Here is a 14,013-nt window from a genome sequence, read left to right on the forward strand (position 1 = left end):
TCAGGCGCTCCGGGTGGCGATGGCCGGCGCCACGGCGGCGGCGCGGCGGGCCGGGCCGAACACCGCGATCTGGCCCAGCAGCCACAGCAGCACCGCGCCGATCGGCAGGTAGCTGATGGGCATGCGCGGCAGCTCGTAGGTGTTCATCAGCCACAGGTTGATGGTGTAGGCCATCAACATGCCCAGCACGATGCCCACCGTGGCCAGCAGGAAGTTCTCGGTCTGGAAGTAGCGCAGGATCTGCCCCCGCGTGGCGCCGAGTGCACGGCGGATGCCGATCTGCTTGGTGCGCTGCTGCACCCAGAAGCTGGCCAGGCCGACGATGCCCAGCGCAGTGACCACCAGCAGGGCCACGCACACGGTGATCAACAGGCCGACCATCGCGCGGTCATTGGCGAAGTACTTGTTGCGGGTTTCCTCGTAGGTGACCTTGGCCCGCACCAGGCGGCTGGAATCCACCCGTTCAAGTGCGGTCACGGCGGCCTTGAGCACTTCATCGCGGCGCGACGGGTCGGTAACCCGGATCAGGTAGAAGCCCATGTCGTAGGACATGCGGATCGGCAGCACCATCGAGTGCTGCGTATTGCCCTCGACCCGGCTGGGGCGACCCAGCACCTTGACCACGCCGGTCACGCGCAGCGGCATGCGGCCGCTGTACACCGTCTTGCCCAGTGCATCGCCGTCGGGGAAGAGCTTGTCGGCGGCGGACTTGGTCAGGATCACCGAGCTGCCCTTGGTTTCAGATTCGGGATCGTTGACGACCTCGTCGTACTCGCGGTACTCACCCGGCTGGAAGTCGCTGCCGGCGATCAGTTCGACGCCCAGCGTGTCCAGCGTGCCCTCGCGGGCGTAGTACTGCGCGGCGCTCAACGTCGGGCGTTCCTGGTCGGGAACGCGCGACAGGCTGCTGTTCCACGAGTTGCGGCGGAACGGCAGCTGGTTGATCGCCACCGCGCTCTTCACCCCGGGAATCCCGCGCAGCGCGGCCAGGTCTTCGCGGGTGCGGGCTTCAACGTTGACCTGCTTGCCGATGCCGCCGAGACGCACTTCCACCAGCTCATTTTCGGCGATGCCGCTGGGTTGGCTGATGGTGTCGATGCGCTGCCCGATCAGGAACAGCGCGTTGCAGACGATGGCGCAGGTAAGCGCGATCTCCAGCACGATCAACGCTGCGGCGGTCTTGTGCCGGCGCAGGGTGGACAGGATGGGACGGATATCCATGATGTGCTCCGGTGCCTTACTGCGATTTGAGTTGGATGGCGGGCGCAACCTGCATCGCGCGCAGCGCGGGCAGGAATCCGGCCAGCAGGCTGGCCACCAGGGTCAGGCCGAAGGTGAGCAACAGCATCTGCCCGTCCAGCGTGGCCAGCTTGGCGTACTCCACCGGCTGCTGGCGGACCGCATACAGGCCGACCAGGGCCAGGCCGAGCCCCAGCACACCACCGGCCAGGCCGACGGTGCCGGCTTCAACCAACGACTGCAGGAAGATCTGTCCGCGGCTGGCGCCCAGTGCACGGCGCACGCCGATCTCGCCGCTGCGGCGAAGGAACTTGGCCAGCAGCAGGCCCACGGTGTTGATCAGGCAGACCAGCAGGAAGCCCATCGCCAGCCACAGCTGCAGGCGCACATCGCTGGGCACCACCTGCTTGTAGTCCAGCCACTCCATCACGTTGCGCAGCCGCACGTTGGCCGGGCGCTCGAAACGACCGGCCGCCTTCTGCTGGGCCGAGTAGTTGTCCAGGTAAGCGCGGTAGCTGGCTGCATCGGCGGCCGAGGGCAGTTCCACCCAGTACTGCAGCCAGGTGCAGGGCGCGTTGATGGCTTCCGAGTCGCCGTTGCTGTTGCCCCAGCAGTTCATGTTGCCGTTGCGGCCCAGCTTGAGGTCCATGGCCGTGGCGAACGGCAGGTACACGTCTTCGCTGCCGCCATAGCGGCCGGTTTCCAGGTCGTAGAAGTGCGGGTTCGGGGCCCACTCGTCGAGCACGCCGACCACGGTGAACACGTGGCCGTCCATGCGCAGCGGCTTGCCGATGCTGTCGGCACCGTCGAACAGCTTCTGGTTGAGCGTGCGCGAAATCACCGCGACCCGCGCGCGCCCTTCGTCATCGCTGGTCGGCCAGGCGCGGCCGTACAGGAACGGGGTGTCGAACATCGGGAAGAAGTCGGTGGAGGTGTAGCGTGCGTCCGTATCGAAGGGCCGCAACGAGGCCTTGTCCGATTCGACAGTCACGCCGCCACCGGTCATTACCGCCTGGTGCTTTGCGTGCTTTTCGCGCAGCAGGGCTTCACCATCGAAGCGGGTCATCTGGTCTTCCGGCTCTTCGCCGGCCTGGTAGCCCAGCATCGGCCGCGGATCGACCTGCACGGCGAACAGGCGATCGCTCTTCTGCGGGATCGGGTCGCCAGACAGCACATGGAACACGGTGAGGGTGGTCATCGACGCACCGATGCCCAGCGCGATGGCGATCACCATCAGCGCGGTCAGCACCTTGTTGCGCCGGAAGCTGCGCAGGGCCAGTCGGAAGTAGTAGGCGAACATGGCAGGCCTCAGTCGTTGACGGTGACGATGGCGGGGCGCGGGGTGGCCAGCACCGGTTCGCGCACCAGGTCGGTGGCCTGGCCGTCGACGATGTGCACGTTGCGCTGCGCGCGCGCGGCCAGTTCCGGATCATGGGTCACCATGACGATGGTGGTGCCGGCGGCGTTGATTTCCTCCAGCAGCTCCATGACGCCGCGGGCCATCTGGCTGTCCAGGTTGCCGGTCGGTTCATCGGCCAGCAACAGGCGCGGGCTGCCAGCCAGGGCGCGCGCGATCGCGGCACGCTGCTGCTGCCCGCCGGACAGTTCGGCCGGGTAATGCTTCATGCGCGAGCCCAGGCCAACCTGGCCCAGCGCCTTTTCGATGCGCTGCTTGCGCTCGGCGGCCGGCATGCCGCGGTAGCGCAGTGGCACGTCGACGTTGTCGAACAGGTTGAGGTCGGAGATCAGGTTGAAGCCCTGGAAGATGAAGCCGATTTTCTGGTTGCGCAGGCGGCTGCGCGCGTCATCGCCGAGCTTGCTCACGTCCTGCCCATCAAGCAGGTAGGTGCCGCTGGTGAAGGTTTCCAGCAGGCCGGCGATGTTGAGGAAGGTCGTCTTGCCCGACCCGGACGGGCCGGTGACAGCGACGAACTCGCCCTCGCGCACATGCAGGTCGAGCGACCGCAGGGCATGGGTTTCCACCTGTTCGGTACGGAACACTTTGGCGACCGAGCGCATCTCGAGCATGACTGTTTTCCTTTGCAGTTCGTTCAGAAGGATGGAGAGGGATCAGTTGATGGACACCTGTTCGGCATCGCCGAACAGGTCGCTGCCAGACACCACGACGCGGTCGCCGGGCTGCAGGCCAGAGAGGATTTCCACTTCGCCCAGGCTGCTTACGCCCAGCTTCACCGGGCGACGCACGGCGGTGCTGCCGCTCATCACGTAGGCCTGGCCGTTGCCCTGTTCGACGAAGGGACCGCGCTCGATCTTGAGCACGTTGCGGCGCGTATCCAGCACCACCCGCGCCTGCATCCGCTGGCTCTGGCGCAGGCCTTGCGGCTGCTTGTCCGAGAAGCGGATGCGGGCATTCACTTCACCGGCCACCACCTCCGGGGACACCGCGCTGATTTCACCGGGGAAGGGCTGGCCGTTGCCGCTGGTCAGCTGCGCCGGGATGCCGATCGCCAGGTCGCGGGCGAAGCTCTCCGGCACCTTGATTTCGATCTCGAAGCGCGACAGGTCGACCACGCCCAGGATCGGCGCATTGGCGATCACGTTGGTGTGCTGGGTGGCCTGCACCTGGCCCACCTGGCCGTCGAACGGTGCGCGCAGGGTGAGCGCGTCCACCTGGCGCTGCACTTCGGCCACCACCGCCTTCTGGCGCTCGGCCAGCAGGTGCTTGTTGCGTGCGTCCAGGTCGGCGCCCTGGCCCTGCAGGCGCGCGTCGGTCTGTGCGTTGGCCAGCTGGATGTCGGCCTTTTTCAGGCTGTCGTTGGCCTTGGCCAGGTCGATCTGCGGCACCGCGCCGCCGTCGAAGCCGCGCTGGTAGCGCTGCAGGTCGCGCTCGGCGGCTTGGCGCTCGATGCTGGCCTGGTCGGTTTCCTTGCGCGCCTTGGCCCGGGCCAGGGTGGCATCGAGATTGGCGCGGCTGGCTTCGGCTTCCAGGCCGGCCAGGGTGGACTGCTCCTGGGCCAGCTTGCTGCGCAGCTCGGGGCTGTCGATCACCGCCAGTTCCTGGCCCTTCTTGACCACGTCGCCGGCGACCACCTTCAGGTCCACGGTGCCGGCCGAGATGGCGTACAGGATCGGGCTGTTGGCCGCGATCACCCGGCCGTCGGCGGCGATGTCCCGCACCAGGTCGCCGCGCGTGACTTCGGCCACGCGCACCCGGGCACTATCGAAGGACCGGCTGGCGCCGAGCCAGGCACGGGCGGCAAAGCCGATGGCCAGCAGCACCACCAGCGCGGCCAGGCCCGGCCACAGCCAGCGCTTCCACGGGGCAGGGGTGCCGGCAACGGAGAGGGTCTGGTCCTGTGCGGAAGTGTCGCGGATCATCGGGCTCGTTCGCGGTTGGGTTGCCCAGTACAAAGCACACCGCGTGCCAACTTTTCGGCCATTGAAATCAATGGGTTGCATGCGCCACCGGAGTGTCCGGGCGTCCGCGGACAGTGCCCCGGACACTTTCGTTAAGCGGACAGGCGCCAAGCGTCCCCGGCCGCCACGCTAGAATGCAGGCATCAACGGCAGGGATCAGAAACTATGTGCGGCATTGTGGGAGCGATCGCCAATCGCGACGTGGTACCGGTACTCATCGAAGGACTGAAGCGGCTGGAGTATCGCGGCTACGATTCCTCCGGCATTGCCGTCATCGACCGCTCCGCTGCCCAGGCCGACGTGCGCCGGGTGCGCCGGACCGGCCGCGTGGCCGAGATGGAGAAGGCCGCGGCCGCGGAGGGCTTCGACGCGCTGCTGGGCATCGGCCACACCCGCTGGGCCACCCACGGCGGCGTGACCGAAGCCAACGCCCATCCGCACATCAGCCACGGCGTGGCGCTGGTCCACAACGGCATCATCGAAAACCACGAAGAACAGCGCGAGAAGCTGCGCGCGCTGGGCTACGTGTTCGAGTCGCAGACCGACACCGAGGTCATCGCGCACCTCATGCACCACCACCTCAAGGGCGGTGACAGCCTGCTGACCGCGCTGCAGCACACCGTCAAGGAGCTGACCGGTGCCTACGCGCTGGCGGTGATGAGCCGCGCCGAGCCGGACCACTTCGTCTGCGCGCGCATGGGCTGCCCGTTGCTGGTGGGTCTGGGCGAGGGCGAGAACTTCGTGGCCTCGGACGTCTCGGCCATCGTGTCGTCCACCCGCCGGGTGATCTTCCTGGAAGAGGGCGACACTGCCGACATCCGCCGCGACGGCGTGCAGGTGTTCGACGAGCACGACCAGCCGATCGACCGCGGCGTGCACCTGTCCGACGTGTCGCTGGCCTCGCTGGAACTGGGCCCGTACCGCCACTTCATGCAGAAGGAAATCCACGAGCAGCCGCGCGCGCTGGGTGACACCATCGAAGCGGCGATCGACGCCGGCGGGTTCCCGGCCGAGCTGTTCGGCAAGAATGCCGAAGCGGTGCTGTCGGGCATCGAGGGCGTGCAGATCCTGGCCTGTGGCACCAGCTACTACTCCGGGCTGACCGCGCGTTACTGGATCGAGTCGATTTCCGGGCTGCCGTGCAGCGTGGAAATTGCCAGCGAGTACCGCTACCGCGCCGCGTATGCCAACCCCAAGCACCTGATCGTGACCATCTCCCAGTCCGGCGAAACGCTGGACACGATGGAAGCGCTGAAGTACGCCAAGTCGCTGGGCCACCTGCACACGCTGTCGATCTGCAACGTGCCCGAAAGCGCGATCCCGCGTGCCAGCGAACTGGTCTGCTACACCCGCGCCGGCGCCGAGATCGGCGTGGCCTCGACCAAGGCGTTCACCACGCAGCTGGCCGCGTTGTTCCAGCTGACCGTGGTGCTGGGCAAGCTGCACGGGCGGGTGGATGCCGCGCAGGAAGCCGAGTACCTGGAGCAGCTGCGCTTCCTGCCGGGCAGCGTGCAGCACGCGCTGAACATGGAGCCGCAGATCGCCGCCTGGGCCGAGCGCTTCGCGCGCAAGAGCAGTGCGCTGTTCCTGGGCCGTGGCCTGCATTACCCGATCGCGCTGGAAGGCGCGCTCAAGCTCAAGGAAATCACCTACATCCACGCCGAAGCCTACCCGGCCGGTGAGCTCAAGCACGGCCCGCTGGCGCTGGTGGATGAAGACATGCCGGTGGTGGTGATCGCGCCGAACGACAGCCTGCTGGAGAAGGTCAAATCCAACATGCAGGAAGTGCGTGCGCGCGGTGGCGAACTGTTCGTGTTCGCCGACCAGGACAGCAACTTCGTTGAATCCGAGGGCGTGCATGTGATCCGCACCCCGCGCCACGCCGGCGTGCTCAGCCCGGTGGTGCACACCATTCCGGTGCAGCTGCTGGCGTACCACACCGCACTGGCACGCGGCACCGACGTGGACAAGCCGCGCAACCTGGCCAAGAGCGTGACGGTGGAATAAACGCGCGCGCAGGCGATGCGGATGGGGAGGAGGGGGCCGCGAGGCCCCCTTTTTCGTGCGCGTTGGGTTGGGGGGGAGCAGCCACCCATGGGTGGCTCTACGCCCGTATTCATCGGTGGGGCCACGTCATGCGTGGCTGCCTTCTGATCCGGGTCCATGCGCAGCCACCCGTGGGGTGGCGCCACACGCGGCAGAGGGCCGTGGAACTTTAGTCGTGGGCCGCGGCTGCATTCAGCGACGGTTTTAGTCGCGGTGCCATTCTCGGGGTCGTCAGCGGTTTCGACGACGAACTGTCCCAGATTTGCAAACTCCTGGGCCAAGCCGCAGTCGTAGAATCGAGTGACCGAGGACCGGGCAGACGCATGGCGCCGCCTCCCTCGCTGCAACCAGGCGCACCTCTCGACTTCAGTAACCTGTAACAGGAAACAAGAATGAACGTCCGCGAACTCCTGCAATCCAAGAAAGATGCAATCGTCACCATCGATGTCGAGGACACCATCGGTGCCGCCGCGCACAAGATGAGCGCGCACAAGATCGCTGCCCTGGTGGTGATGAAAGACGATGCCCCGGTGCGGATCATTTCCGAGAAGGACATCGTGCGCAGCCTGGCCGATGACGGCCCGCAGGCAGGTCGCCGGGTGATCGCCAGCTTGCCGTCGGCAGGTCTGGAAGGCATCGCCCCGGACGCAACGCTGAAGCAGGCCATGGCGCTGATGACCTACTCGCGCCACCGCCACCTGATGGTGACTGAAGATGCCAAGCTGGTCGGCATCCTGAGCCTGGGCGATATCGTCAAGAACCTGCTCAGCGAACTGGAGCTGGAGAAGGCGGTGCTGCAGGACATCTACATGGCGGCGCATTGACGCCAGCCCATGGCATCGCGGACAGGTGCCGACCCCGCGTCGGCACGCGTCTCCGTCGCATCGCTGTTGGACTGCTTAACCTGCTGCTGATTCCGGCGGCATATGCCACCACCCAATGTCCCCCTGAGGCCGGCCACAAGCCCGAGTGGATCGGCTGGTTGGCGGTGGCGCTGCTGGGCGGCGGCCTGATCGCGGGCCCGCTGCTGGCATGGTGGGTGTTCGCGCGCAGCAAGGGCGCGCGGCTGGGCTGGCGCGTAGTGACCGCCTTCGCCGGGCTGCTACTGATGCTCGGCCTGTGGGCGGGCTGCGGCGCACTGGCCGGCCACCTCATCCTGAGCTGCTGATCGGTAATGCCGGCCGCTGGCCGGCAACCGCTAATCGGTAGTGCCGGCCGCTGGCCGGCAACCGCTAATCGGTAGTGCCGGCCGCTGGCCGGCAACCCCTGACGCATCCAAAGCAGCGTACGCCGCGCAACGCCGCCCTGCATCACCCCTCGCGCCGGTCGTCCAGCAAACGCCGCAGATCCTCCACCAGCCCCCGATACGCCGCCTCCCGCGCCTCGCCCTCGCCCTGACGCAGCACCCACGCCGGGTGCACCGTGGCGAACGCGCGGGTGCCGTCGTCCAGCGCGTGCCAACAGCCGCGCTTCTCCATCAGGTTGAAGCCCGCACCGAACACGGCAGTAGCTGCGGTGGCTCCCAGGCACACGATCACCTGCGGGCGCACGTTCTCAATTTCGGCCATCAGCCACGGTTTGCACGCAGTGACGTGGGTCATCTGCGGCGTGCTGTGGATGCGCCGTTTACCGCGCCGCTCAAACCGGAAGTGCTTCACCGCATTGGTCATGTACAGCGTGCTGCGGTCGATATCCAGTTCGGCCAACGCGCGGTTCAACAGCTGCCCGGCCGGACCCACGAAGGGGTGCCCGCTCAGGTCTTCGCTGTCGCCGGGCTGCTCGCCCACCAGCATCACCTTGGCGTTCTGCGGCCCTTCACCGAACACCGTCTGGGTGGCCGGTTCCCATAGTGGACAGCGGCGGCACCCCATGGCCGCCGTGCGCAGCGTATCCAGGTCATCGCCGTTGGCGGTGGCCGGCGCACGCGCGGTAATCCGGCGGTCGGGAATGCGGCGCTGCGGTGCCTGCACGTCGCGGTCATGCATCTCCTGTACGCGATCGCCAGCGTCGCGCACCAGCATCGGCAGCAGCGTTGCTTCAGGCAGGTGTTTCCAGTACCTGGCGGGCATTTCCTGCCGCATCATGCGCGTGTTGAGCCGGGCCGGGTTGAAGATGTTGGCGTAGTACGTGCGCCACAATTCTTCGCGCGCGTCCTCGCGCGGCGCCTGCTCCTGGCTGCCGCCGGGGCCGAATGACAGCGTGCTGCCATCCCATCGCGCGCTGCGCGTCGGGGTCAGGATCGCCCACCGCATGCCGGCGAAGCGACGCGCGAAGAAGGGCGCCACCCGGTCCACGATGTGGTGGTCTGGCTCGAACCAGGCAATGAACGCCTCTTGCTCGCCGGGTACTTCCCGGAAGCGCACGAACGCCTTCATTTTGTGCGCATCGCGGCGTACTGCCTGCGCCAGGGCCATAGCGCGCACCACGTCGGGGTCGGCCGGGTTGGTCAGCAGGCGCCGCTCGCCGTGGGTGATCCGCCACAGCATGCGGTACAACAGCGCCAGCCGCTGCGGCTCACGGTGGCACAGGCAGGTGGCGGCCAGTTCGAGAAAATCACGGGGTACCGCGGCCTGCGTCGGCGTGGGCTCCACCGGTAGCGGCGCATCCAGCACCGAAGGGGCATCGAGCAGCGAGCGGTCGCCGGCATCGAGCCAGTCCAGCTGGGGCGGTGTTACCTGTCGCTGCAACGCCGCCCGCGCTACCGCGCGCCATGCCTCCACCGACCACGCCGGGTCCACCCGCGCGCTCCAGCGCTGCAGGTCCGTACGTGCCGGACCAGTCAAAACAACGCACCCTGCTTCGGTGGCGGCGCCAATCGCGCGCGCAGGGTGGCAGGATCATCCAGCTGCTTGCGGGGATGGTGGTCGGCCAGCTGGACGAACGGCAATAGTTTGCTCATCGGCGCGCGCAGCCGGGCCACGTCGGCCACCCGCAGGCGGCCATGGCGGCGCGCCATCAATACGCGCTTGACGTTGCGCACGCCCAAGCCGGGAATACGCAACAGCAATTCCTTCGGCGCCGTATTGACGTCCACCGGAAAACGCTCGGGGTGTCGGATCGCCCAGGCCATTTTCGGATCGATGTCCAGGTCGAGCATGCCGCCCTGGGTGGTGTCGGTAATCTCTTCCACCCCGTAGCCGTAAAAGCGCAGCAGCCAGTCGGCCTGATACAGCCGGTGCTCACGCGCCAGTGGCGGCGCTTGCAGCGGCAGCGCTTTGCTGGCATCGGGGATCGGGCTGAACGCGGAATAGTAAACCCGGCGCATGTGGTAATTGCCATACAGGTTGTCCGCCGCGCCCAGGATCTGCTGGTCGCTCGCGCCGTCGGCACCGACGATCATCTGTGTACTTTGCCCGGCCGGTGCGAAGCGCGGCGCTCGCGGTTTCCGGGTGCGCGGGGCCGGGTCGGCCAGCGGCAGGGCAGCGGTCGCCTTGCGCGCCTCCTTGGCCTCCTCGATCCGCCAGCTGAGCTCGCCCATCGCGCCACGGATGGAGGGCATCGACTTTTCCGGGGCGTAACTGGCCAGCCCGTCTTCAGTGGGCAGTTCGATGTTGATCGACAGCCGATCGGCGTAGCGCCCGGCGGCGGCCAGCAGTTCCGGCGACGCCTCGGGAATGGTCTTCAGGTGGATGTATCCGGCGAACCGATGTTCCTGGCGCAGCACCCGCGCCACTTCCACCATGCGTTCCATCGTGTAGTCGGCGTTGCGGATGATGCCGCTGGAAAGGAACAGGCCCTCGATGTAATTGCGCTTGTAGAAATCCATGGTCAGCGCGACCACCTCGTCCACGCTGAAGCGCGCCCGCTGCACGTTGCTTGAAACCCGGTTCACGCAGTAGGCGCAGTCGTAGATGCAGAGGTTGGTCAGCAGGATTTTCAGCAACGAGACGCACCGCCCATCCGGGGTATAGCTGTGACAGATCCCCGCGCCCTCGGTGCTGCCGATGCCACCGGATTTGACCGAGTTCCGCTTTCCCGCGCCGCTGGAGGCGCAGGAGGCGTCGTACTTGGCGGCATCGGCGAGGATGGCGAGCTTGCGCAGGGTGTCCATGCGGGCACCCTAAGCAGGGGCGATCTCATCCAGTGAGATTGGCGGCGGCGCACCCTGAAGCGTTCACGGCCCGCTGCTGGAACGGTCTGTCGCCTCGCGCCGCGCGCCCATTCACGTTCTTCACATTCCCGGCTAGACTTCGCCCCGGTGCCGCAGGTGCCGGCAGGGAAGCAGACGGGCCAGGAACGGCACGGCAACACGGCATCTGTGATTGCGCGCAGTGTTTGGCCTGGTAGGTCCCCTCCGGAATCGCGTCGCCTCTCATCCAACCATCAGGGGGCAGTACGTGAACAGGATTTCGTTGCTGGGGATGGCCGCGGCCATCGCCATGTTGTCTGGCTGTGCAAGCGTGCCGATGGCCGACAAGGGCATGGTCGAGACCGCAAAGACCTTCCCGACGCCCGAAGCGGGCACCGCCGGGGTGTATGTGTTCCGCAACAGCTTCGTCGGCAAGGCGCTGAGGAAGGACATCTGGATCGATGGCGAATGCCTGGGCGAAAGCGCCGACAAGGTGTTCTTCTACACCACGGTGCCGGGCGACCGTGAGCACACCTTCTCGACCGAATCGGAGTTCTCGCCGAACGACCTGAAGGTGCAGACCGAATCGGGCCGCAACTACTTCATCCAGCAGTCGATCCGGATGGGCGTGTTCGTGGGCGGTGCCAAGCTGGACGTAGTGCCCGAAGCCGACGGTCGCCGCCAGGTGGCCGGGTTGAAGATGGCGCGCAAGGGCACGTGTTCGCGCTGATCCGCGCACGATGCTGACCGGGCGGGCGCGCATGGCGTGCCCGTCCCGGGACGGAACGACGGGCGCGGCCGTCTACTGCGAGAAGCTCACCTTCACCGCATCGGCGCTGTAGTCGGCCGGACCGTGGTAGACCACTTCGATGTTGTTGCCGTCCGGATCGATCGCGAACGCGGCGTAGTAACCCGGGTGGTACGGGCGTTCGCCGGGCGCGCCGTTGTCCTTGCCACCGGCGGCCAATGCGGCCTGGTGGAACGCCTCGACGGTGGCGCGGTCGCGGGCCTGGAAGGCCAGGTGGTGGCGGCCGGTCAGCTGGCCGGCGGCGGCCTCGCTGCTGGCGGTGGAAATAAACAGTTCGTCGGCCCAGAAATAGGTGTCGCCTTCACCGGCGATGGGGATGCCGATGCTGTCGAACACCGCCTGGTAGAAGCGGCGGCTGGCGGCCAGGTCCTTGACCACCAGTTGCAGATGGTCGATCAGGCGACCCCGGTACAGTTCCATGGTTTCCATGCGCACTCCTCGGCTTGGGCAGGTGCGCAGGTATACCACCGGTGCAGCGCGGCGGCATGTCCGCCGCGTGCACGTTGCTGACCCGGTGGTGGGGTGCCGACCCTGCGACGGTGTGCCGACTACCGGTCGGCACCTACCGGAGGCAGCGCTCTCAGGCGATCGGGGTGTTGGAGATGATCTCCACCCAGTAGCCGTCGGGGTCCTTGATGAAGGCCAGGTGTTTCATGCGGCCGTCTTCCAGGCGCTTCTGATAGGGCACCTGCAGGTCATCGAAGCGCTTGCAGGCGGCCTGGATGTCCGGCACCGACACGCAGATGTGGCCGAAGCCGCGCGGGTCGCTGTTGCCGTCGTGGTACACCGCGCCCGGCTGGGTTTCGGTGCCGTGGTTGTGGGTCAGCTCCAGCACGCCGGGAATGCCGGCCATCCACACCCGGCGCGCGTCGTCGCCCTCGGGGATCTGGGTGCCGGCCGGCAGCAGGGCCAGGAAGTACAGGCTGAACTGGGCTTCGGCGAAGTCGCGCTGGTCGATCAGGCGGAAGCCGAGCACGCGGGTATAGAAGTCCAGCGAGGCGGCGATGTCCTTCACGCGCAGCATGGTGTGGTTGAACACGAAACCGGTGGTTTCGGCCGGCGGCTGGGCGGCAACGCCGGGCTGGGACTGCAGGGAAGCAACGCTCATGGGGGAATCCTGTGGCAGCGGGGGCCGTGGGTTCACGGCCATGGCGTCCATTTTAGCGGGGGGACTGCAAGGCGACGTAGAATGCTGCGTCTCCTTGCACAGTCCTGGCCATGTCGCAGCGTGAATGGGTGGCTGCCGCCATCCGCAAGATCGAAGCCGATTTCAACCGTTCGGCCGATACCCACCTGATCCCGATGGATCTGCCCGGGCATGCCGGCATCGACCTGTATTTCAAGGACGAGTCCAGCCACCCCACCGGCAGTCTCAAGCACCGTCTGGCGCGCTCGCTGTTCCTGTACGCGCTGGCCAACGGCTGGCTGCGCGAGGGACGCCCGGTGATCGAGGCCTCCAGCGGCTCCACGGCGGTGTCCGAGGCGTACTTCGCGCGGCTGCTGGGCCTGCCGTTCATCGCGGTGATGCCGGCCACTACGTCACCGGAGAAGATCGCTGCGATCGAGTTCCATGGTGGCCGTTGCCACCTGGTCGAGCGTGCCTGCGACCTGAACTGCGATTCGGAGAAGCTGGCGCGCGACACCGGCGGCCACTTCATGGACCAGTTCACCTACGCCGAGCGGGCCACCGACTGGCGCGCCAACAACAACATTGCCGAGTCCATCTTCAAGCAGATGGCCGAAGAGCCGCACCCGGTGCCGGAGTGGATCGTGTGCAGTCCGGGCACGGGCGGCACCGCGGCCACGCTGGGCCGTTACGTCAGCTATCGCCGGCACGACACCCGCATCCTGTGCGCCGACCCGGAAGTGTCGGTGTTCTACGACGGCTACTGCGCGGCCCTGGCCGGGCAGCCGTGGCGCGAGCTGACCTGCAGTGGCGGCTCGCGCGTGGAAGGCATCGGCCGACCGCGGGTGGAATCCAGCTTCATTCCGACCAGTGTGGATGCCATGGTGAAGGTGCCCGATGCACTGAGCCTGGCCGCGATGCGGCATGTGAGCCGGCAGTTGGGCCGCCGCGTGGGCGGCTCCACCGGCACCAACTTCATCGGCGTGCTGCAGGCGGCGGAGATGATGCGCAAGGCCGGCCGCAGCGGCTCGATCGTGACCATCCTGTGCGACAGCGGCGAGCGCTACGCGCACAGCTACTACAACCCGGACTGGTACCCGCGCCAGGGCATCGACGTGGAGCAGGCCGACGCGCTGATTGCCGCGGCGGTTGCCGGGCAGGGGCTGCCGGAACTGCCGTGTGCGTCGTTGGAAGGGTTGTACTGAAGGTAGAGCCGACCGTTGGTCGGCTGCTCCGGCCTTCACCAGGTAGAGCCGACCGTTGGTCGGCTGCTCTTGCCGTGACGCCGGAAATCAGCCGACCAACGGTCGGCTCTACCCCGGTGCGCGCGGGACGTCAGCCGACCAA

Annotated in this window: 13 protein-coding genes; 5 read left to right on the forward strand and 8 right to left on the reverse strand. The window is 67.1% G+C overall.

The window, feature by feature from the left end; translation table 11 throughout:
- From DX03_RS02640 to DX03_RS02655, 4 genes are read right to left on the reverse strand one after another with little or no spacing between them, the layout of a single operon-like run.
- Positions 1–1,221, reverse strand: coding sequence for an ABC transporter permease (locus DX03_RS02640; RefSeq protein WP_038686110.1), 1,221 nt, complete (start codon positions 1,219–1,221; stop codon positions 1–3).
- A 16-nt stretch (positions 1,222–1,237) separates the two neighbouring features.
- The gene (locus tag DX03_RS02645; RefSeq protein ID WP_038686112.1) at positions 1,238–2,539 is read right to left on the reverse strand and encodes an ABC transporter permease; all 1,302 of its coding nucleotides are present in this window, start codon (positions 2,537–2,539) and stop codon (positions 1,238–1,240) included.
- A gap of 8 nt (positions 2,540–2,547) precedes the next feature.
- Complete coding sequence (locus tag DX03_RS02650) at positions 2,548–3,267, reverse strand: ABC transporter ATP-binding protein (protein WP_038686113.1); 720 nt, start codon at positions 3,265–3,267, stop codon at positions 2,548–2,550.
- Between the two features lie 42 nt (positions 3,268–3,309).
- Positions 3,310–4,578 (reverse strand): efflux RND transporter periplasmic adaptor subunit, encoded by a 1,269-nt coding sequence (locus DX03_RS02655; protein ID WP_038686116.1) that lies wholly within the window; start codon positions 4,576–4,578, stop codon positions 3,310–3,312.
- A 204-nt stretch (positions 4,579–4,782) separates the two neighbouring features.
- Between DX03_RS02655 and glmS the strand changes: the two genes are divergently transcribed.
- From glmS to DX03_RS02670, 3 genes are all read left to right on the forward strand, one after another.
- Entirely contained in the window at positions 4,783–6,624 is a 1,842-nt protein-coding gene (glmS, locus tag DX03_RS02660) for a glutamine--fructose-6-phosphate transaminase (isomerizing) (RefSeq protein WP_038686118.1), read from the forward strand.
- Positions 6,625–7,055: 431 nt separating this feature from the next.
- A complete protein-coding gene (locus DX03_RS02665; protein WP_038686119.1) occupies positions 7,056–7,487 on the forward strand; it encodes a CBS domain-containing protein in 432 nt (143 codons plus the stop codon).
- Positions 7,488–7,645: 158 nt separating this feature from the next.
- The gene (locus tag DX03_RS02670; RefSeq protein ID WP_038686121.1) at positions 7,646–7,831 is read left to right on the forward strand and encodes a hypothetical protein; all 186 of its coding nucleotides are present in this window, start codon (positions 7,646–7,648) and stop codon (positions 7,829–7,831) included.
- A 142-nt stretch (positions 7,832–7,973) separates the two neighbouring features.
- On the opposite strand, the gene DX03_RS02675 is transcribed toward DX03_RS02670, so the two are convergent.
- Together DX03_RS02675 and DX03_RS02680 are read right to left on the reverse strand one after the other, a co-directional pair.
- On the reverse strand, positions 7,974–9,446 hold the full coding sequence (locus DX03_RS02675) for a UdgX family uracil-DNA binding protein (RefSeq protein ID WP_244880170.1): 1,473 nt from the start codon (positions 9,444–9,446) through the stop codon (positions 7,974–7,976).
- Entirely contained in the window at positions 9,443–10,714 is a 1,272-nt protein-coding gene (locus DX03_RS02680) for a putative DNA modification/repair radical SAM protein (protein ID WP_038686123.1), read from the reverse strand. Before DX03_RS02680 ends, DX03_RS02675 begins: the two co-directional genes overlap by 4 nt.
- Before the next feature lie 286 nt (positions 10,715–11,000).
- Between DX03_RS02680 and DX03_RS02685 the strand changes: the two genes are divergently transcribed.
- On the forward strand, positions 11,001–11,462 hold the full coding sequence (locus tag DX03_RS02685) for a DUF2846 domain-containing protein (protein WP_244880171.1): 462 nt from the start codon (positions 11,001–11,003) through the stop codon (positions 11,460–11,462).
- A gap of 72 nt (positions 11,463–11,534) precedes the next feature.
- Here DX03_RS02685 and DX03_RS02690 read toward each other — a convergent pair whose 3' ends face one another.
- Positions 11,535–11,969: a VOC family protein gene (locus tag DX03_RS02690; protein WP_038686126.1), complete on the reverse strand. Its 435-nt coding sequence runs from the start codon at positions 11,967–11,969 to the stop codon at positions 11,535–11,537.
- A 151-nt stretch (positions 11,970–12,120) separates the two neighbouring features.
- Positions 12,121–12,648: a lactoylglutathione lyase gene (gene gloA / locus DX03_RS02695; protein WP_038686128.1), complete on the reverse strand. Its 528-nt coding sequence runs from the start codon at positions 12,646–12,648 to the stop codon at positions 12,121–12,123.
- Between the two features lie 110 nt (positions 12,649–12,758).
- On the opposite strand from gloA, the gene DX03_RS02700 reads away from it, so the two are divergent.
- The gene (locus tag DX03_RS02700) at positions 12,759–13,871 is read left to right on the forward strand and encodes a PLP-dependent cysteine synthase family protein (protein WP_038686130.1); all 1,113 of its coding nucleotides are present in this window, start codon (positions 12,759–12,761) and stop codon (positions 13,869–13,871) included.
- The last annotated feature ends 142 nt before the right edge of the window (positions 13,872–14,013 follow it).

The sequence above is a fragment of the Stenotrophomonas rhizophila genome (genome assembly GCF_000661955.1).
Classification (GTDB): Bacteria; Pseudomonadota; Gammaproteobacteria; order Xanthomonadales; family Xanthomonadaceae; genus Stenotrophomonas; species Stenotrophomonas rhizophila.

Excerpts from the sequence above, each read along its gene's own strand:
- DX03_RS02680 (WP_038686123.1), bottom strand. The coding sequence starts at position 10,714 with ATGGACACCCTGCGCAAGCTCGCCATCCTCGCCGATGCCGCCAAGTAC.
- gloA (WP_038686128.1), bottom strand. The coding sequence starts at position 12,648 with ATGAGCGTTGCTTCCCTGCAGTCCCAGCCCGGCGTTGCCGCCCAGCCG.
- DX03_RS02700 (WP_038686130.1), top strand. The coding sequence starts at position 12,759 with ATGTCGCAGCGTGAATGGGTGGCTGCCGCCATCCGCAAGATCGAAGCC.
- DX03_RS02650 (WP_038686113.1), bottom strand. The coding sequence starts at position 3,267 with ATGCTCGAGATGCGCTCGGTCGCCAAAGTGTTCCGTACCGAACAGGTG.
- DX03_RS02655 (WP_038686116.1), bottom strand. The coding sequence starts at position 4,578 with ATGATCCGCGACACTTCCGCACAGGACCAGACCCTCTCCGTTGCCGGC.
- DX03_RS02640 (WP_038686110.1), bottom strand. The coding sequence starts at position 1,221 with ATGGATATCCGTCCCATCCTGTCCACCCTGCGCCGGCACAAGACCGCC.
- glmS (WP_038686118.1), top strand. The coding sequence starts at position 4,783 with ATGTGCGGCATTGTGGGAGCGATCGCCAATCGCGACGTGGTACCGGTA.
- DX03_RS02665 (WP_038686119.1), top strand. The coding sequence starts at position 7,056 with ATGAACGTCCGCGAACTCCTGCAATCCAAGAAAGATGCAATCGTCACC.
- DX03_RS02690 (WP_038686126.1), bottom strand. The coding sequence starts at position 11,969 with ATGGAAACCATGGAACTGTACCGGGGTCGCCTGATCGACCATCTGCAA.
- DX03_RS02645 (WP_038686112.1), bottom strand. The coding sequence starts at position 2,539 with ATGTTCGCCTACTACTTCCGACTGGCCCTGCGCAGCTTCCGGCGCAAC.